This is a genomic window from Streptomyces sp. NPDC096105 (assembly GCF_044763335.1).
Lineage (GTDB): Bacteria > Actinomycetota > Actinomycetes > Streptomycetales > Streptomycetaceae > Streptomyces.
In genome coordinates this window covers 17,633-35,909 of sequence record NZ_JBIWGC010000005.1, presented here as the reverse complement: position 1 = coordinate 35,909, position 18,277 = coordinate 17,633, and the positions used below count along the sequence as shown (strand labels likewise).

Sequence of the window (18,277 nt, the reverse complement as noted above, 5' to 3'; positions counted from 1 at the left end):
TCGTTCATCGTGGTGATCGGTGGAACCCCCGCGGGACGGAGATCCACTACTCAAGTGTCGCTCAGCGGCCGGTGAGACGCCTGGCGTTTTCCAGGTGGGCCGTGAGCTGCTTCTGGATGCGTTCCGTGGCCTCGTCCAGCGCCTTGCGCGTACGTCTCCCGCTGCCGTCGCCCGCGTCGAACGGGTCGCCGAAGACGACGTCGACGCGGGAGCGCAGCGGGGGCAGTGCCTTTATCAACCGGCCGGGCCGGCCGGAACTTCCCAGGACGGCGACCGGCACGATCGGCGCCCCGCTGCGCACCGCGAAGTACGCGAGCCCGGCGCGGATCGAGGCGAAGTCGCCCTCGCCGCGGGTGCCCTCGGGAAAGATGCCGAGGACGCCGCCCTGTCCCAGCACGCCCAGCGCCCGGGAGATCGCCGTGCGGTCGGTGGTGTCCCGGTCGACCTTCACCTGGCCGATGCCGGTCAGGAACGGGTCGAGCGGGCCGACGAACGCCTCCTTCTTGATCAGGAAGTGCGTCGGCCGGGGCGCCACGCCCATGACCATGGGCCCGTCGATGTTGTGCGCGTGGTTGACGGCGAGGATCACCGGGCCGGCCGAGGGGACCCGCCAGGAGCCCAGCACCCGCGGCTTCCACAGCCCGTACATCAGGCCGACGCCGATGCGCCGCCCGACCTCGGCGCCCCGCGGCGAGGGAACGTCGGTCACTTCCCCGCCCGCTTCTCCTCGACGAGGGTGACGACGCATTCGATGACCTGCTGCAGGGTCAGGTCGGTGGTGTCCACCTCGACGGCGTCGTCGGCCTTGGCCAGCGGGGAGGTCTTGCGGCTGGAGTCGGCCGCGTCCCGCTTGATCAGGGCCTCGCGGGTGCTGTGCAGGTCGGCGCCCTTGAGCTCGCCGCTGCGGCGGGCGGCGCGGGCCTCCGGGGAGGCGGTGAGGAAGATCTTCAGGTCGGCGTCGGGGAGCACCGTGGTGCCGATGTCGCGGCCCTCGACGACGATGCCGGTGACGGCGGACGCGGCGATGGCGCGCTGCAGCTCGGTGATCCGGGCGCGCACCTCGGGCACCGCGCTGACCGCGCTGACCTTGGAGGTGACGTCCTGCTCGCGGATCGGTCCGGCCACGTCCACGCCGTCGACGGTGATCGTCGGCTCCGTGGGGTCGGTGCCGGAGAGGATGTCGGGCTTGGCGGCCGCGGCGGCGACCGCGGACGCGTCCGCTATGTCGACGCCGTTGTTCACCATCCACCAGGTGATCGCCCGGTACTGGGCGCCGGTGTCCAGGTAGCTCAGGCCGAGCTGCGCCGCCACGGCCTTCGACGTGCTCGACTTGCCCGTGCCGGAGGGACCGTCGATGGCGACGATCACGGGCTTGGCGGCGCCGTTTTCCACGGAGGAACACCTTCCTGGTGCGGTGGGGTGGGGTGTGCGGGGCGCGGACACGCCCCGCACCAGATTACTGGCTCCCGGGAACCCCTCCGACATGCGGACGCCCTCCCCCGCCCGGGGGACGGGCGGGGAGAAGGGCGTCACTGACGGATCGCCCAGCCCCGCTCCCGCAGCGCGGCCGTGAGGACCGGCGCGGCCTTGGGCTCGACCATGAGCTGGATGAGGCCGGCCTGCTGTCCGGTGGCGTGCTCGATGCGGACGTCCTCGACGTTGACCCCGGCGCGCTCGGCGTCGGCGAAGATGCGGGCGAGCTGGCCCGGCTGGTCGTCGATGAGCACCGCGACGGTCTCGTAGACGCGCGGGGCGGAGCCGTGCTTGCCGGGGACGCGGACCTGGCCCGCGTTGCCGCGGCGCAGCACGTCCTCGATGCCGGTGGCGCCCTCGCGGCGCTTGTGCTCGTCGGAGGACTCCAGGGCGCGCAGGGCGCGGACGGTCTCCTCCAGGTCGGCGGCGACGTCGGCGAGCAGGTCGGCGACCGGTCCGGGGTTGGCGGAGAGGATGTCGATCCACATGCGCGGGTCGGAGGCGGCGATCCGGGTCACGTCCCGGATGCCCTGCCCGCACAGCCGTACGGCGGCCTCGTCGGCGTGTTCCAGGCGGGCGGCGACCATGCTGGACACCAGGTGCGGCATGTGGGAGACGAGGGCCACGGCGCGGTCGTGGGCGTCGGCGTCCATGACGACCGGCACGGCCCGGCAGTGAGAGACCAGTTCCAGGGCGAGGTTGAGGACCTCGGTGTCGGTGTCGCGGGTGGGGGTGAGCACCCAGGGGCGGCCCTCGAAGAGGTCGCCGGAGGCGGCCAGCGGGCCGGACTTCTCCCGCCCGGACATGGGGTGGGTGCCGAGGTACGGGGTGAGGTCGAGCCCGCGCGCCTGCAGTTCGCGGCGCGGTCCGCCCTTGACGCTGGCGACGTCGATGTAGCCGCGCGCCAGGCCGCGCCGCATGGCGTCGGCGAGCACGTCGGCCACGTGCGCGGGCGGGGCGGCGACGACGGCGAGGTCCACCGGCCCGTCGGGCGCCTCGTCGGTGCCGGCGCCGAGGGCGGCGGCGGTACGGGCCTGCTCGGGGTCGTGGTCGGCGAGGTGGACGGCGACGCCCCGCCGGGACAGGGCGAGGGCGGCGGACGTGCCGATCAGTCCGGTGCCGATGACGAGGGCGGTTCTCACTGGGCGATGTCCTTGCGGAGGGCGGCCGCGGCGCCGAGGTAGACGTGGGTGATCCCGGAGCGGGGCTTGTCGGACTCGACGTGCGCGAGGAGGCGGACGACGCGGGGCATGGCGCCCTCGACGGCGAGTTCCTGGGCGCAGATGAGGGGCACGTCGACGATGCCCAGCTTGCGGGCGGCGGCGGCCGGGAAGTCGCAGTGCAGGTCGGGCGTGGCCGTGAACCAGATGCTGATCAGGTCGTCCGTGTGCAGCCCGTTGCGCTCCAGCACCGCGGTGAGCAGGGCTCCGACCTGCTCCTCCATGTGACCGGCCTCGTCCCGCTCCAACTGGACGGCCCCCCGGACCGCGCGTACCGCCACGACGATGCTCCTTGCTGACGTGCGTAAAGGCTGTTCGGTCGTCCAGCGTAGTCAGGGGCGGTCCGGACCGGCGTGGGGCGACCGCCCGCTGAGACGGGTGGTATGCACCGCGGGTGACGTTTCGCCGGTATCGCTTCTCCTGTGCCGTGTTCGGTGTCAGGATGCGGCGACGGCGATCCAGGGAGTGACGAGATGACCACACGGGCGACGCGGCGCACCGTCCTGCTCGCATCGGGCGCGGTGGCGCTCGCGGCGGGCTGCGGTTCGGGCGACGGCGGGGGCGGCGAGTCCCCGGACGCGGAGGGGTCCGCCGGGCAGGAGCTGCTGCCGGCCGCGGACGTCCCGGTGGGCGGGGGCCGGATCCTCGGCGCGGAGAAGATCGTGGTCACCCAGCCCGAGCAGGGGGTCTTCAAGGCGTTCTCGGCGGTCTGCACCCACCAGAACTGCCTGGTCTCCGACGTCTCGGACGGCACGGTCAACTGCGCCTGCCACAACAGCCGCTTCAGCATCACGGACGGCTCGGTGGAGCAGGGCCCGGCGACCGAGCCGCTGCCCGAGGAGCGGATCACGGTGGACGGAAACACGATCCGCCGGGCGTGATCCGCCGCGTACGCTCCCGGGCATGCGCCCCGAGAGCCTGGTCACGGACCACACGATCTACGCCTGTGTCATGGGCTCCCGTGCCTTCGGTCTGGCCACGGAGGACAGTGACACCGACCGGCGGGGCGTGTTCCTCGCGCCCACTCCCCTGTTCTGGGGTTTCGAGAAGCCGCCCCCGCACGTCGAGGGACCGGCCGAGGAGCAGTTCAGCTGGGAGCTGGAGCGCTTCTGCGAGCTGGCCCTGCGCGGCAACCCGAACATCCTGGAGTGCCTGCACTCCCCGCTGGTGGAGCACGCCGACGCCACCGGCCGCGAGCTGCTGTCGCTGCGCGGCGCGTTCCTCTCCCGCACGGTCCACGACACGTTCGTCCGGTACGCCCACGGCCAGCGCCGCAGACTGGACGCCGACGTCCGCACCCACGGCGCCCCGCGCTGGAAGCACGCCATGCACCTGCTCCGCCTCCTGATGACCGCCCGCGACCTGCTGCACACGGGCGTCCTGACGGTTGACGTGGGCGACCGCCGGGAGGAACTGCTCGAGGTGAAGCGCGGCGAGGTGCCCTGGCCCGAGGTGGAGGCCCGTATGAACCGCCTGACCGCCGAGGCGGAGCGGGCGGCGGCGCACAGCCCCCTTCCGGAGGAGCCGGACCGCCGCCGGGTGGAGGACTTCCTCGTCCGCACCCGCCGCGCCTCAGCCCTCCAGGCGTACCCGCACGAGGAGGTCGTGCAGGGCGTCGTGCCCGCTGGGGGCGCCGGGGAGGGCTGACGCGGCCTGCGCGGCGTCCAGCACCCCGTGCAGCCGCTCCACGTCGGCCCGCGTGCGGTCCCGGTCGACGCCGGCGCTCCCGTGCTCCCGCTCCGCCTTGGCGGCGACCAGCTCCGCGAGGTACGCGGGCGCCTCGGCCACCTCCTCGGCGAGGGTGGGCAGGTGCGCCTGCACCTCGCCGGCCCGCATGAGGTGGATGCCGGTGAGCAGCACGCGGAAGGTGTGGAGCAGCGGTTTCAGCTCGCCGTTCTTCTCGAACAGCCGCCACTGGGTGCTCGCGAAGCCCCGGTAGTGGTGGGCGTGGTGGCTGGTGAGCACCCCGGGTGCGAGCGCCGTCAGCTCCCGGTGGGCTCCGGTGGTGTGCACGACCAGCGGGGACAGCAGCTGTTCGAGGACGTAGCCGTTGCGGCGCAGCATCAGGCGGACGAACTTGCGCAGGTCGTGGGTGACGAGGTCCATCTCGACGCCGTCGCGGTCCCACATCCGGGACCGGGTCTCCTCCGGTTCCCGCAGTCCGACGAGGGCGGCGGCCGGGAGGAGGTGGGCGCCGCGCAGGTCCACGTCGGAGTCGCGGGAGGGGAAGCCGTAGAGATGCGCGCCGGAGACCGTGGCGAACAGCACCGGATCGGGCTGCTGCTCGATCACCGGGCGCAGGTCGGGACCGAGGGTGCCGGTCACCGGCCGGCGTCCCAGAGCGTGCCGAGGGAGAGCAGCTCGTCGCGGTACTCGATGCGGTCGGCCCAGTCGGCGGGCCAGGCGTCCACGCCGAGGTACGCGCCGGCGAAGGCGCCCGCCAGGCAGGCGAGGGAGTCGGAGTCGCCGGCGGTGCAGGCGGCGCGGCGCAGGGCCGTCACCGGCTCGTCGACGAAGAGGAGGAAGCAGAGCAGGCCGGTCGCCAGGGCCTCCTCGGCGATCCAGCCCTCGCCGGTGGCCCGGCACGGGTCGGTCTCCGGGGAGACGGTCCGCACGGCTTCCTGGAGGCGGCCCAGGATCTCCAGGCACTCGTCCCAGCCGCGGGCGATGAAGTGCTCCGGGGAGGGGTCCTGGGAGCGGGTCCACAGGTCGCCGAGCCAGGACTCGTGGTAGCGGGTGCGGTTCTCGTAGGCGTAGGAGCGGAGCAGCCCGATCAGGCCGGTCGGTTCGGCGCCCTCCGCGAGCAGCCGTACGGCGTGCGCGGTGAGGTCGGAGGCGGCGAGCGCGGTGGGGTGTCCGTGGGTGAGGGCGGACTGCAACTGGGCGGCGCCTGCGCGCTGTTCGTCGGTGAGGCCGGGGGCCAGCCCGATGGGGGCGACGCGCATGTTGGCGCCGCAGCCCTTGGAGTGGATCTGGCTGGCGTCCTGCCAGGGCCGTCCGTCACGCGACAGCAGGTGGCAGGCGCGCAGGCAGGTGTTGCCGGGGGCGCGGTCGTTCTCCGGGGAGCGCCACCACTCCACGAACTCCTCGCGCACCGGCCGCTCCAGGCGCTCCGGGGTGAGCGTCCCGCGGTCCATGGCGGTGCGCAGGCCCCGCCCGAGGGCGAGCGTCATCTGGGTGTCGTCGGTGACGATCGCCGGCTTCGGCAGCTCCAGGGAACGCCAGTCGCCGTGGGCGGCGAGGATCGAGGGGACGTCCTTGAACTCGGTGGGGAAGCCGAGGGCGTCCCCGAGGGCGAGTCCGGTGAGCGCTCCGGTCGCGGCGCGCTTGGTGACGGTGGTCGTGGTCATGCGGGACGTCCTTCCGGAGTGGGCCGGAGCAGCGGCGGGTGGAGGGCGGCGGCGGCGCCCGCGCGGTACAGCGCGGCGGGCTTGCCCCGGCCGCCGGTGAGGCGCGCGGCGCCGGGGACGGCCTCGACGAAGCCGGGGGTGGCGAGGACCTTGCGCCGGAAGTTGGGGCGGTCCAGGGTCGTGCCCCAGACGGTCTCGTAGACCTGCTGGAGCTCCCCGAGGGTGAACTCCGGCGGGCAGAACGCGGTGGCGAGACCGGTGTACTCGAGCTTCGCGCCGATCCGGTCCCGCGCGTCGGCGAGGATCCGGTCGTGGTCGAAGGCGAGGTCCCGTGCCGTGTCGTACGGCGTCCAGCGGGCCTGGGCCGCGTCGCCGCCGCCGTGCGCCTCGGGGGCGTCGGGCAGCAGCGCGGCGAAGGCGACGGACACCACGCGCATGCGGGGGTCCCGGTCCGGCTCGCTGTAGGTGCGCAGCTGCTCCAGGTGCGGTCCGGTCACGTCCGTCAGGCCGGTCTCCTCGCCCAGCTCGCGCCGGGCGGCGCGCTCCGCGGACTCGTCGGGCCGCAGGAAGCCCCCGGGCAGCGCCCAGCGCCCCGCGTACGGCTCCTGGCCGCGCTCGACGAGCAGGACGTGCAGGGCGCCCCCGCGGATCGTGAACACGGCGAGGTCGACGGTCACGGCGAAGGGCTCGAAGGCGTGCTTGTCGTAGCCGTCCACGACGACCCCCACCCCCTTTAATAGTCGGTGTGACTATTAAAGGGGGTGGGGACGTGGAAGCACAAGCCCTCGCAGGGCGGACCGTGCGGCTCAGAGGCCGACTAGAGGTCGACCTCCTGCATCAGCATCCCGACCTCGGTGTTCGACAGCCGCCGCAGCCAGCCCGACTTCTGGTCGCCCAGGGTGATCGGACCGAACGCGGTGCGCACCAGCTTGTCGACCGGGAAGCCGGCCTCCGCGAGCATGCGGCGCACGATGTGCTTGCGGCCCTCGTGCAGGGTCACCTCGACGAGGTAGTTCTTGCCGGTCTGCTCCACCACCCGGAAGTGGTCGGCGCGGGCGTAGCCGTCCTCGAGCTGGATGCCGTCCTTGAGCCGCTTGCCCAGGTCGCGCGGGATCGGCCCGACGATGTGCGCGAGATAGGTCTTCTTCACCCCGTACTTCGGGTGGGTCAGCCGGTGCGCCAGCTCGCCGTGGTTGGTGAGCAGGATCACGCCCTCGGTCTCGGTGTCGAGCCGCCCGACGTGGAAGAGCCGGGTCTCGCGGTTGGTGACGTAGTCGCCGAGGCACTGCCGCCCTTCCGGGTCCTCCATGGTGGAGACGACCCCGGCGGGCTTGTTCAGCGAGAAGAACTGGTACGACTGCGTCGCCACGGTCAGGCCGTCGACCTTGACCTCGTCCTTCTCCGGGTCGACCCGCTTGCCCTGCTCCAGCACGATCTCGCCGTTGACCTCGACGCGCGCCTGGTCGATCAGCTCCTCGCAGGCGCGCCGGGAGCCGTAGCCCGCCCGGGCGAGCACCTTCTGCAGCCGCTCGCCCTCCTGCTCGGCGCCCGGGAAGGTCTTGGGCAGCTTGACGTCCTTCCTGCCCGCGTACCGCTCCCGGTTGCGCTCCTCGGCCCGCGCCTCGTACTCGCGGGACGTCGCCGGGACCGAGCGGCCCCGCTGCAGGGGCTTCTTCGGCCCGCCCTTGGCGCCGCCGCGCGCCCCGGGCCCGCGGCCCGACTTGGGTCCCTCCTGGGAGGCGCCGGGGCCCACGTCGTAGCGCCGCTCCTCCGGGCGCGGCTTCTTCGGACGACCGCCCTGCCGGTCGTCGCGGTTGTCGCCGGCACCGCGGTGGTTGCCGCGGCCACCGCCACTCCCGCCGCGGCCGCCGCTGTTGCCACCACGGCTCCCGCCGTTGTTTCCGCTGCTGTTCCTGCCGCTGCTGCTTCGCATCAAAGTTCCGTCTTGTCGTCTGCGTCCTCGGAATCCGGGGCGTCCGGATCGAACGACGGCACCCCTTCCCGGGTCTCGGCCTCGATCGCGTCCGCCTCCGGGAGGAAGGGCGCGAGCTCCGGGAGCTCGTCCAGACCGCGCAGGCCCATCCGCTCCAGGAAGTAGTTCGTCGTCGTGTACAGGATCGCACCTGTTTCGGGTTCCGTGCCCGCCTCCGCGATCAGACCCCGCTGCAGGAGGGTGCGCATCACGCCGTCGCAGTTGACCCCGCGCACCGCGGAGACCCTGCTGCGGCTGACCGGCTGCCGGTACGCGACGACCGCGAGGGTCTCCAGCGCGGCCTGGGTGAGGCGGGCCTGCCGGCCGTCCAGGACGAAGCCCTCGACGGCGGCGGCGTACTCGGGGCGGGTGTAGAAACGCCAGCCGCCCGCGACCCGGCGCAGCTCGAAGCCGCGGCCCTGGACGGTGTACTCGTCGGCCAGCTCGGCCAGCGCGTCGGCGACCTGGCGCCTCGGGCGTTCCAGGATCTTCGCCAGGTGCTCCTCGGTCGCGGGCTCGTCCACGACCATCAGCACGGCCTCCAGGGCCGGCTTCAGGTCGAGCTCCGCCACCGCGCGCGCCCCGGCCGGGGCCCCGCTCGTCTCCTCGCTCACGGTGTCCTCTCCTCCTGGGGCTGCTCGGGCGGCCGGTCGAACTCGTCGGTGACCGCGGGTACGGCGTCCCCGTCGCCGCCGGTCCAGCGGACGGTCAGCTCGCCCAGCGCGCTCTCCTGGTCGAGGGCGACGGCCTTCTCCCGGTACAGCTCCAGCAGGGCGAGGAAGCGGGCCACGACGGTCAGGGTGTCGTCGGTGTCCTCGACGAGCGCCCGGAAACCGGCCTCGCCCAGCTCCTTGAGCCGCGCGACGACGATCCCGGCCTGCTCCTGCACGCTGACCAGCGGGGCGTGGATGTGGTCGACGTACACCTGCGGCTCGGGCCTGGGCTGCATGGCCCTGACGGCGAGCTCGGCGAAGCCCTCGGGACCGATGCTGAAGACCACGTCCGGCAGCAGCTCCGCGTGGTGCGGCTCCAGCCCGACGGTACGGGGGAAACGGCGGGCCTCGTCGTCCAGCCGCCGGCTGAAGATCTCCGCGACCTGCTTGTACGCGCGGTACTGCAGCAGCCGCGCGAACAGCAGGTCGCGGGCCTCCAGCAGGGCGAGGTCGGCCTCGTCCTCCACCTCGGCGGCAGGGAGCAGCCGGGCCGCCTTCAGATCCAGCAGGGTGGCCGCGACGACCAGGAACTCGGTCGTCTCGTCCAGGTCCCAGTCCGGCCCGAGCGCCCGGATGTACGCCATGAACTCGTCCGTCACCTTGGACAACGCGACCTCGGTGACGTCCAGCTTGTGCTTGGCGATCAACTGCAACAGCAGGTCGAACGGCCCCTCGAAGTTCGCCAGCCGAACCTTGAACCGCCCGTCCCCGCCGTCGCCCTCCCCCTCGGACGCGCCGCCCGGCGAGCTCGCCCCGCCCGGCACGCCGGCGTCGTCGGCAGGCGCGTCCCGCCCTGCCGTGGACCCGACCGGCGCGGGCGCCGTCACGGACGGCCGCACGCCGGCGTGGAGCGGCGCGGCCGTGCCCCGCTCACCGGCCCCGGCACGCGGCGCGGTGAGCGGCGTGTCGCTGCCGCCGTGCCCCGCGGCCACGCCGTCGGACGCCCCCCGCTCACCGGCGGGCGCGCCCTCCCCGGCGGCCGGCTCGGGCTGCGCGACCGCGTTCTCGGGAGCGGGGGCCACCGCAGCGGTGGAGGCGCCGGCGTCCGCGGACGACCGTCCGGCCGCCGCAGGGCCGCGGGCGGCGGCCCCGCGGCCCAGGGGCCGACGGCGGGGCGGGCCGGCGCCGGGCGCGGGGGCGGCTGCGTCGTTCGAGGTCATGGCCCCCGCAGGCTACCGCTACCGTCCCCGCAGGCGTCGTACGAGGATGCTGGCGTCCCCGCGGCTCTCCAGGTCCGCGAGGACCACGGCGACCGCCTCGCGGACGATCCGGCCGCGGTCGACGGCGAGACCGTGCTCGCCGCGCAGCACGAGGCGGGCGTGCTCCAGATCCATCAGCTCCTCCGCGGACACGTACACGGTGATCTTCTCGTCGTGCCGCTCGCGGCCGCTGGGCCTCCGTGCCGCGGGCCGTCCCCGCTTGCGCGGCGGCGCGGCGGCCGCACCGTCGGCCGTCGCCGCCGCACGCCGTCCGGCGCCCGCGGCGCCCCGGCTGCGGGACTCCCCGGCCCCGGCCGGTTCCACGTCCGCCGCGGCGTGCTCCGCGCCCTCGCCGTCACCGCCCTGCACGGGCACCGACTGCGGCGCGTCCTCGTGGGCGGACGCGGCCGCGTCGCCCTCCCCCGCGGGAGCGGGGACCCGGGCGTCGCCCCCGGCGCGCCGGGGGGTGGACGCCTGCAGCGCCATCCCCCCTGTCGTACGGAAGAGTTCGTCGGCCCCCGGCAGACTCACTCGGCGTGACACCGGGCGAGCACCTCCCTGGCGAGCTGACGGTAGGCGGCGGCGCCGACGGAGTTGGACGCGTACGTGGTGATCGGCTCACCGGCGACCGTGGTCTCCGGGAAGCGGACCGTGCGTCCGATGACCGTGTGGTAGACGTGGTCGTCGAACGCCTCGACCACCCGTGCGAGCACCTCACGGCTGTGCACCGTGCGCGAGTCGTACATGGTGGCGAGGATGCCGTCGAGCTCCAGCTCCGGGTTGAGCCGCTCCTGCACCTTCTCGATGGTCTCGGTCAGCAGGGCCACACCGCGCAGCGCGAAGAACTCGCACTCGAGCGGCACGATCACCTTGTGCGCCGCGGTGAGCGCGTTGACCGTGAGCAGGCCCAGCGAGGGCTGGCAGTCGATGACGATGTAGTCGTAGTCGTCCATCAGCGGCTTCAGCGCCCGCTGCAGCGTCGACTCGCGCGCGACCTCGCTCACCAGCTGGACCTCGGCCGCCGACAGGTCGATGTTGCTGGGCAGCAGGTCCATGTTGGGGACCGCGGTCTTCAGCAGCACCTCGTCGGCCGCCATGCCCCGCTCCATGAGCAGGTTGTAGACGGTGAGGTCGAGTTCCATCGGGTTGACGCCGAGTCCGACCGACAGCGCGCCCTGCGGGTCGAAGTCGACGAGCAGCACCCGGCGTCCGTACTCCGCGAGCGCGGCGCCCAGGTTGATGGTCGACGTGGTCTTGCCGACGCCGCCCTTCTGGTTGCACATCGCGATGATCTTCGCGGGTCCGTGGTCGGTCAGCGGGCCCGGGATCGGGAAGTACGGCAGCGGGCGCCCGGTCGGGCCGATGCGCTCACGGCGCTGGCGTGCCGCGTCGGGCGCGAGCGTGGCCGCGTACTCCGGATCGGGCTCGTACTCGGCGTCGGGGTCGTAGAAGTGCCCCTCGGGCAGTTCGTCGTAGTCGGCGAAATGGTTGTGGGGCGCGCCACTTCCGTCGCCGGCCATGGCGTTCACGTGATGGCCATCCATGCTCTGGTGTGCTGGGCGAGTCACTCCTGGAGTTCCGTGACTCTGGTGGGCTGCGAAGGTGCGCACAGCGACGGAGCCGACAGCAGCGAATCCCGCGGACCCCTGGCCCGGCGCAGGCATTCCTGGTTGACCACCCCCGGGAGTAAATGTCGACTCATTCACAAGTCGTCTTACCTCCTTGGTGACCAGGAAACTTCTAGACAGGTCAGCGTGGCACCATGCCGACGGTTGGCGACTCTATGGCGTGTCGGCCGTCCGCAGCAACACAATCCGCCGGACCCGGCCCGATGTGTCGGCATTGGAACACCCCTCTGTCAAGGGCGTACGGCCGTCGCACGGCAGGATTCATGGGTGTACGAATCGGTAGAAGGGTTACGTTCGAGGCGAGTTGCCCTCGAACCAGGACGTGACCATACACACATCCGGCCGGACCTTGGCGCGCAAGGTCCGGCCTGGTGCGAGGCGTTGACGTCCCGAGTTGACGTATCGCCTTTGCGGGTCCGTGACTTGGTCGACTTACCGCCCTGTGCGGATCAGCCGAGCAGCGAGGCGAGTTCCACGTGCTCCAGCCCGTGCGCCTCGGCGACCTCCTTGTAAACGACCTTGCCGTCATGGGTGTTGAGGCCCTTGGCGAGCGCCGGGTCCCGGCGCAGCGCCTCCACCCAGCCGCGGTCGGCGAGTTCGACGATGTACGGCAGCGTGGCGTTGGTGAGCGCGTAGGTCGAGGTGTTGGGCACCGCACCGGGCATGTTGGCGACGCAGTAGAAGACCGACTCGTGGACCGTGAAGGTCGGTTCGGCGTGCGTGGTCGGGCGCGAGTCCTCGAAGCAGCCGCCCTGGTCGATCGCGATGTCGACAAGGACACTTCCGGCCTTCATCCGGGAGACCAGCTCGTTGGTGACCAGCTTCGGCGCCTTGGCGCCGGGGACCAGCACGGCGCCGATCACGAGGTCGGCCTCCAGGCAGGCCTTCTCCAGCTCGAAGGCGTTGGAGACGACGGTCTGGACGCGCGTGCCGAAGACCTTGTCGGCCTCCTTGAGCTTGTTGATGTCCTTGTCGAGCAGGGTCACGTGGAAACCCATGCCGACGGCTATCTGCGTGGCGTTCCAGCCGGAGACGCCGGCGCCGATGACGACCGCGCGGCCGGCCAGCACACCGGGGACGCCGCCGGGCAGCACGCCGCGGCCGCCGTGGGCGCGCATGAGGTGGTAGGCACCGACCTGGGTGGAGAGCCGGCCCGCGACCTCGGACATCGGGGCGAGCAGCGGCAGCGCGCGGCTGGGCAGCTCGACGGTCTCGTAGGCGATGGCGGTGGTGCCGGACGCCAGCAGGGCGTCCGTGCACTCCTTGGACGCGGCCAGGTGGAGGTAGGTGAAGAGGGTCTGGTCCTTGCGCAGGCGGTGGTACTCCTCCGCGACCGGCTCCTTGACCTTGAGCAGCAGGTCGGCTGTGGCCCAGACCTCGTCGGCGGTGTCCAGGATCCGGCCGCCCGCGGCGATGTACTCGCCGTCCGGGATCGAGGAGCCGGCGCCGGCGCCGCGCTCGATGACGACCTGGTGGCCGTGGCGCACGAGCTCGTGCACACCGGCGGGGGTGATGGCCACCCGGAACTCGTTGTTCTTGACCTCGCGGGGGATGCCGACCTTCACGTGGATCACGGTCCTTGGCTCAGAGGGTACGGGGATGTCACTACACATACCCGGGCACACACGGGCACACCGGGAGAGACCGCAGGAGATGGTGCGGCAGAGCCAGTCTAATGAAGGTGTTCCCGCTGTCTAGCCTTCCATTGCATCAATCTTCAGTGGAAGTGCTGCGGATTTCGCAGGCGTTAGCTCCGTGTTCCGGCTCGGAGTCGTCCTCCGTGGCCTCCTCGGCCAGCATGCGCTCGGCCGTGCTCCGGTGCAGCGCGGCGGACGCGGGGTCGCCGAGACGCGCGAAGGAGTCGGCCAGCCGCAGGTGCAGCGCGGCCTGCAGCCGGGTGTCCTCGGCCCGGCGCGCCCACTCCACGGCCTCCCGGCAGGTGCGCAGCGACTCCTCCGGCCGCCCCGCGTACTCCTGCACCCGCCCCAGTTCGCTCAGTGCCCGCGCCTGCGCGGCCACGTCGCCCTCCCGCCGGTGCCCGGCGACGGCCGCGCGCCAGTTGCGCAGCGCCTCGCCGTAGCGGCCCGCGTAGGTGTGGGCGGCGCCGATGCGGCCGTAGAGCCGGGCCGCCTCGGAGCGCTCGTCGCGGGCCAGCCGCTCGGCCAGGGCGCGGCCGAACCAGTCCGCCGCCCGGTCGTAGTCCCCCAGCTCCAGGTGCGCGCCGCCCACGGATTCCATCGCCCGGCCGGTGGCGTACGGGTCGTTCGCCTCGCGTCCGGCGTCCAGCGCGGCCCGGTAACGCGCCAGCGCCTTCGCGGTGCGGCCGGTCCGGGCGTCGAGGTCGCCGAGGTTGAGCAGGGCGGCGGCCCGCTCGCGGGGCAGGTTCCGGCGCTCGGCGACGCCGAGGACGAGGTGGTGGATGTCGTAGAGGTCGCTCGCGGCGGCGCGGGTGCCGACGTGGGCGACCATGGCCCGCACCAGCTGGGACATGAGCCGCCGGGCCAGGGTGTCCAGCTCCCCGTCGGCGACCGCGAGCCGGGCGGCGGCCAGCAGGGCGGGCCGGCGCAGGCGCAGCCAGTCGGCGGCGGCGCGGGGCGTGGGGAAGCGCAGGGGGCGCGGCAGGGCGAGGAGCTTCGCGCGGGCCTCGGGGCTGTCGGTCTCGGTGATCGCACGGCAGGACTGGAGCAGCCGCACGGTCCGCTCCAGCATGCGGGCGCGGGCGAGCCGGAGCTCGGCGGGCCGCTCGTGGTCCTCGGCGAGCCGGCGCAGCTCGCGGTGGAGGCAGCCCGGCACCCGGTACTGCGGCAGGGCGGAGCCCACCGAGTGCAGCAGGCCGTGGGCGGCGAAGTCGTCGAGCGTGGTGTGCGCGGCCTCCACCGAGCATCCGGTGAGCGCGGCGGCGGTGTGCGGGTCGACGAGTCCGGCCGGGGCGAGGGCGAGCAGGCGCAGGGTGCGGGCGGCGGTCTGCGGCAGCGCGTCGTGCACCAGCCGCAGCAGCCGGGCGGTCACGGGTTCGGCGCCGGCGTCCGTGTGCAGCTGCTGGGCGAGGTCGGCGACGGCGGCCTTGGGGCGTGCGGCGAGCCATCCGCCGGCCAGCACCAGCGCGGCCGGCTGGCCCTGGCACTGCTCGGCGAGGCGCTCGGCGGCCCGGGGGTCGACGGTGATGCGCACGGATCCGGTGAACCGGGACAGCAGTTCCACCCCGGACTTGGTGTCGAGGCCGCCGAGGGTGCAGGGGCGGACGTCGGCGATGCCGGTGAGCGGGCCGGAGGAGACGGTGACGGCCAGGCAGTCGGGGTTGTCCGGGAGCAGGGCGTCGACCTGCTCGGCGTCGGCGGCGTCGTCGAGCAGGAGCACCGCGCGGCGCTCGGCGAGGGCGGTGCGCAGCGCCTCGCCGAGTTCGTCCTCGGGGGCGCCGGCGGGGGCGGGTTCGCCGAGCGCGTCGAGCAGGTCGCGGGCGGCGGACCCGACGGGCACGGGCGTGCCGTCGGGCTCGCTCAGCCGGGTGCGCAGCACCCCGTCGGGGTAGGCGCCGGCGACCTGGCGGACGAGTTCCTCGGCGAGCGCCGACCGGCCGGTTCCGGGCCGTCCCGCGATGAGCAGCACACGGGCGCGGGGGGCCTTGCGGCCGGAGAGGGTGTCGAGCCCGGCGCGCTCGATGTCGGCGCGCAGTTCCTTCAACTCCCTGGTACGGCCCAGGAATCGACCGTCCGGATGGGCGTCCCGAGGGAGCCGCGCACCGTTCGGGTCCACTGCCTGATCCGTCACGGGCCACACTCCCGTCCCACCGCACGCGCCGGCCCGCCGGATCTCCGGTACGGGCGTTTTCCAGAGCCTAGTTCACGCTCTGCGACGTTCCGTGAGGAGCGCGGCGCGGTGGGCGGGACTCCCTCGATCGGATCAACAGATCGTAGGATTCACACCCCTGACGGGCGCCCCGTACGCCGGAGGGCTTCACGTCCCAGGCGGCTTCGGCCGCCGGCTCACGCCTCGAACGGCCGGGCCGGCCACGGCGCCTCCGCCGGGCGCAGCGCGTCCAGGCCGTCGCCGGAGCGGGCGGCGACCAGCGACAGCACGCCCACCACCAGGCAGTTGTTGTGCAGGTCACCGGCGAGCACCCCGCGCACCAGCTCGTCGACGGGGACCCGGGACAGCTCCATGTCGGCCTCCTCGTCCTCCACCGTGAAGCGGTCGCCCTCGGCCTCGGACAGCCCCCGGGCCAGGAAGATCCGCACGGCCTCGTCGCAGCCGCCGGGCGTGGTGTAGACGTCGGACAGCACCCGCCAGTCCTCCGCCTTGACGTGCGCCTCCTCGTACAGCTCGCGCTGGGCGGCGTGCAGCGGGTTCTCACCGGGGACGTCGAGCAGGCCGGCCGGGATCTCCCACAGCTTCTGGCGCACCGGGTGCCGGTACTGGCGCAGCACCACGGCCCGGTCCGCGTCGTCGAGGGCGAGGACGGCCACGGACCCCGGATGGACCTGGTAGTCGCGGCTGACCACGGCGCCCCCCGGCATGACGACCTCGTCGGTGCGCACGGAGGTCTTCTTGCCCACGAAGGGAGTCCGCGTCCCGCGGATCTCCCACTCCTCCGCGGTGTCCTTGATCGTCATGCCTGTCCTTCCGAACCGAAGCGGTGGTACCCGGCCTGCCCGCCACGACGCGGCCGGGGAGCGAGCCGTCGAAGGTCCGCACCCCGGCAACCGTACAACCGGGCGTGCTACTTCGAGATCTTCCGCTCGACCGCGGCCTTCACCAGCCCCGCGAAGAGCGGGTGCGGACGGGTCGGACGCGACCGCAGCTCCGGGTGCGCCTGGGTGGCGACCAGGTAGGGGTGGACGTCACGCGGGTACTCGACGTACTCGACGAGCTTGCCGTCGGGCGAGGTGCCGGAGAACACCAGGCCCGCCTTCTTCTCCAGCTCCGCGCGGTAGGCGTTGTTCACCTCGTAGCGGTGCCGGTGGCGCTCCTCGACGTACTCCTTGCCGTCGTAGACCTCGCGGACGATGGACCCCTCGGCCAGCTTGGCCGGGTACATGCCGAGCCGCATGGTGCCGCCCATGTCGCCCTCGCCGGCGACGATGTCGAGCTGCTCCGCCATGGTGGAGATCACCGGGTGGGCGGTGGCCGGGTCGAACTCGGTGGAGTTGGCGTCGGAGATGTCCGCCAGGTTCCGCGCGGCCTCGATCACGATGCACTGCAGGCCGAGGCACAGGCCCAGCAGCGGGATCCGGTTCTCGCGGGCGTACTTGATCGCGCCGACCTTGCCGAGCACGCCGCGGTCGCCGAAGCCGCCGGGGATGCAGATGCCGTCGACATCGGCGAGCTGCGCCTGGGCGCCCGCCGGGGTCTTGCAGTCGTCGGACGTGACCCACTTGATCTTGACGCGGGCCTTGTTGGCGAAACCGCCGGCGCGCAGCGCCTCGGTGACCGACAGGTAGGCGTCCGGCAGGTCGATGTACTTGCCGACCAGGGCCAGGGTGATCTCGTGGTCGGGGTTGTGCACCCGGTCCAGCAGGTCGTCCCAGGTGGTCCAGTCGACGTCGCGGAAGGGCAGGTCCAGCTTGCGGACCACGTAGGCGTCCAGGCCCTCGCCGTGCACGGTCTTCGGGATGTCGTAGATCGAGCGGGCGTCGGGGCAGGCGACCACGGCGGCCTCGTCGACGTCGCACATCAGCGAGATCTTCCGCTTGATGGCGGTGGGCACCTCGCGGTCGCAGCGCAGCACGATCGCGTCGGGCTGGATGCCGATGTTGCGCAGCGCCGCCACCGAGTGCTGGGTCGGCTTGGTCTTCAGCTCACCGGAGGGGCCGATGTAGGGAAGGAGAGAGATGTGGACCACGAACACGTTGTCGCGGCCGACCTCGTGCCGCACCTGGCGGACCGTCTCCAGGAACGGGAGCGACTCGATGTCGCCGACCGTGCCGCCGACCTCCGTGATCACGACGTCGACCTCGTCGGTCGCCATGCGCCGGATGCGGTGCTTGATCTCGTTGGTGATGTGCGGGATGACCTGGACGGTGTCCCCCAGGTACTCGCCGCGCCGCTCCTTGGCGATCACCGTGGAGTAGACCTGACCCGTGGTGACGTTGGCGGAGCCGTCGAGGTCACGGTCGAGGAAGCGCTCGTAGTGGCCGATGTCCAGGTCGGTCTCGGCGCCGTCGTTGGTGACGAACACCTCACCGTGCTGGAAGGGGTTCATCGTGCCCGGGTCGACGTTGAGGTACGGGTCGAGCTTCTGCATCACGACGCGCAGACCGCGGGCCTTGAGCAGCATGCCGAGGCTGGAGGCGGTCAGCCCCTTGCCGAGAGAGGAGGCGACACCCCCGGTGACGAAGATGTGCTTGGTCGTCGAAGCTGTGCTGTTTCGGAAAGCAGCGGGCGGCATGGCCAAGAGGGGGCTCCCGTGGTCGCGGTCTGTGGGTGCGGTTCCGGGGTTTCTCGCCCACCGGTCCACGGGCTACCAGCGTATCAGCGCCGCGGGGGAACGGCTCACGGCCACGTTCCGCGCACGGGAGGCCACGCAGCATGTACCACACACAGGACCCTCACCCGAGGCTCACTCGTTCGGCGGGGCCGCGTTGCCGCGAGCGGCACACAGATCATCTGCGTGCGTCGTATCCTGCTCGGACATTCGCTGCCGAGCCCGGCCGGCCGAACGGCACCACCCCCGCCCGTAAGTCCCGGAACAACGTGGGCTCGTCAGTTCGTTGAGCAGAGATCGG

The 18,277-nt window shown here is 72.8% G+C and carries 18 protein-coding genes; 2 read left to right on the top strand and 16 right to left on the bottom strand.

The features are described from left to right. Positions 1-61: 61 nt before the first annotated feature. The 4 genes from ACIQ8B_RS10165 to aroH form a co-directional block, all read right to left on the bottom strand. Positions 62-709 (bottom strand): lysophospholipid acyltransferase family protein, encoded by a 648-nt coding sequence (locus ACIQ8B_RS10165; RefSeq protein ID WP_403546413.1) that lies wholly within the window; start codon positions 707-709, stop codon positions 62-64. Further along, on the bottom strand, positions 706-1,392 hold the full coding sequence (cmk, locus tag ACIQ8B_RS10160) for a (d)CMP kinase (RefSeq protein ID WP_290008228.1): 687 nt from the start codon (positions 1,390-1,392) through the stop codon (positions 706-708). Before cmk ends, ACIQ8B_RS10165 begins: the two co-directional genes overlap by 4 nt. A 137-nt stretch (positions 1,393-1,529) precedes the next feature. Beyond that, positions 1,530-2,615, bottom strand: a complete 1,086-nt coding sequence (locus tag ACIQ8B_RS10155; RefSeq protein ID WP_403546412.1) for a prephenate dehydrogenase — start codon at positions 2,613-2,615, stop codon at positions 1,530-1,532. Further along, positions 2,612-2,974: a chorismate mutase gene (aroH, locus tag ACIQ8B_RS10150; protein ID WP_106414919.1), complete on the bottom strand. Its 363-nt coding sequence runs from the start codon at positions 2,972-2,974 to the stop codon at positions 2,612-2,614. Before aroH ends, ACIQ8B_RS10155 begins: the two co-directional genes overlap by 4 nt. Before the next feature lie 192 nt (positions 2,975-3,166). On the opposite strand from aroH, the gene ACIQ8B_RS10145 reads away from it, so the two are divergent. Further along, positions 3,167-3,574 (top strand): Rieske (2Fe-2S) protein, encoded by a 408-nt coding sequence (locus ACIQ8B_RS10145; RefSeq protein ID WP_365416623.1) that lies wholly within the window; start codon positions 3,167-3,169, stop codon positions 3,572-3,574. Positions 3,575-3,596: 22 nt separating this feature from the next. Beyond that, complete coding sequence (locus tag ACIQ8B_RS10140) at positions 3,597-4,340, top strand: DNA polymerase beta superfamily protein (RefSeq protein ID WP_403546411.1); 744 nt, start codon at positions 3,597-3,599, stop codon at positions 4,338-4,340. Here the strand turns inward: ACIQ8B_RS10140 and ACIQ8B_RS10135 are convergent. The 12 genes from ACIQ8B_RS10135 to ACIQ8B_RS10080 form a co-directional block, all read right to left on the bottom strand. Further along, on the bottom strand, positions 4,266-5,018 hold the full coding sequence (locus tag ACIQ8B_RS10135; RefSeq protein WP_403546410.1) for a DNA polymerase beta superfamily protein: 753 nt from the start codon (positions 5,016-5,018) through the stop codon (positions 4,266-4,268). The genes ACIQ8B_RS10140 and ACIQ8B_RS10135 overlap by 75 nt on opposite strands. Continuing rightward, positions 5,015-6,043 carry an ADP-ribosylglycohydrolase family protein gene (locus ACIQ8B_RS10130; protein ID WP_290008218.1) on the bottom strand — a complete coding sequence of 343 codons (1,029 nt, stop codon included), beginning with the start codon at positions 6,041-6,043 and terminating at the stop codon, positions 5,015-5,017. The genes ACIQ8B_RS10135 and ACIQ8B_RS10130 overlap by 4 nt, the downstream gene beginning before the upstream one ends. Then, positions 6,040-6,759: an NUDIX domain-containing protein gene (locus ACIQ8B_RS10125; RefSeq protein WP_290008378.1), complete on the bottom strand. Its 720-nt coding sequence runs from the start codon at positions 6,757-6,759 to the stop codon at positions 6,040-6,042. Before ACIQ8B_RS10125 ends, ACIQ8B_RS10130 begins: the two co-directional genes overlap by 4 nt. Before the next feature lie 101 nt (positions 6,760-6,860). Then, the gene (locus tag ACIQ8B_RS10120; protein WP_290008217.1) at positions 6,861-7,976 is read right to left on the bottom strand and encodes a pseudouridine synthase; all 1,116 of its coding nucleotides are present in this window, start codon (positions 7,974-7,976) and stop codon (positions 6,861-6,863) included. Further along, the gene (scpB, locus tag ACIQ8B_RS10115; RefSeq protein WP_290008216.1) at positions 7,976-8,629 is read right to left on the bottom strand and encodes an SMC-Scp complex subunit ScpB; all 654 of its coding nucleotides are present in this window, start codon (positions 8,627-8,629) and stop codon (positions 7,976-7,978) included. Before scpB ends, ACIQ8B_RS10120 begins: the two co-directional genes overlap by 1 nt. After that, complete coding sequence (locus ACIQ8B_RS10110; RefSeq protein ID WP_403546409.1) at positions 8,626-9,888, bottom strand: segregation/condensation protein A; 1,263 nt, start codon at positions 9,886-9,888, stop codon at positions 8,626-8,628. Before ACIQ8B_RS10110 ends, scpB begins: the two co-directional genes overlap by 4 nt. 18 nt (positions 9,889-9,906) lie before the next feature. Beyond that, positions 9,907-10,413: a hypothetical protein gene (locus ACIQ8B_RS10105; RefSeq protein WP_403546408.1), complete on the bottom strand. Its 507-nt coding sequence runs from the start codon at positions 10,411-10,413 to the stop codon at positions 9,907-9,909. A gap of 41 nt (positions 10,414-10,454) precedes the next feature. Further along, positions 10,455-11,591, bottom strand: a complete 1,137-nt coding sequence (locus tag ACIQ8B_RS10100) for a ParA family protein (RefSeq protein ID WP_106414910.1) — start codon at positions 11,589-11,591, stop codon at positions 10,455-10,457. Between the two features lie 413 nt (positions 11,592-12,004). Then, positions 12,005-13,129: an alanine dehydrogenase gene (gene ald, locus ACIQ8B_RS10095; RefSeq protein WP_403546407.1), complete on the bottom strand. Its 1,125-nt coding sequence runs from the start codon at positions 13,127-13,129 to the stop codon at positions 12,005-12,007. 136 nt (positions 13,130-13,265) lie between these two features. After that, positions 13,266-15,323, bottom strand: a complete 2,058-nt coding sequence (locus tag ACIQ8B_RS10090; protein ID WP_403546406.1) for a tetratricopeptide repeat protein — start codon at positions 15,321-15,323, stop codon at positions 13,266-13,268. 215 nt (positions 15,324-15,538) lie between these two features. Beyond that, the gene (locus ACIQ8B_RS10085) at positions 15,539-16,165 is read right to left on the bottom strand and encodes an NUDIX hydrolase (protein WP_290008204.1); all 627 of its coding nucleotides are present in this window, start codon (positions 16,163-16,165) and stop codon (positions 15,539-15,541) included. A 107-nt stretch (positions 16,166-16,272) separates the two neighbouring features. Further along, positions 16,273-17,940, bottom strand: coding sequence for a CTP synthase (locus ACIQ8B_RS10080; RefSeq protein ID WP_106414906.1), 1,668 nt, complete (start codon positions 17,938-17,940; stop codon positions 16,273-16,275). Between the last annotated feature and the right edge of the window lie 337 nt (positions 17,941-18,277).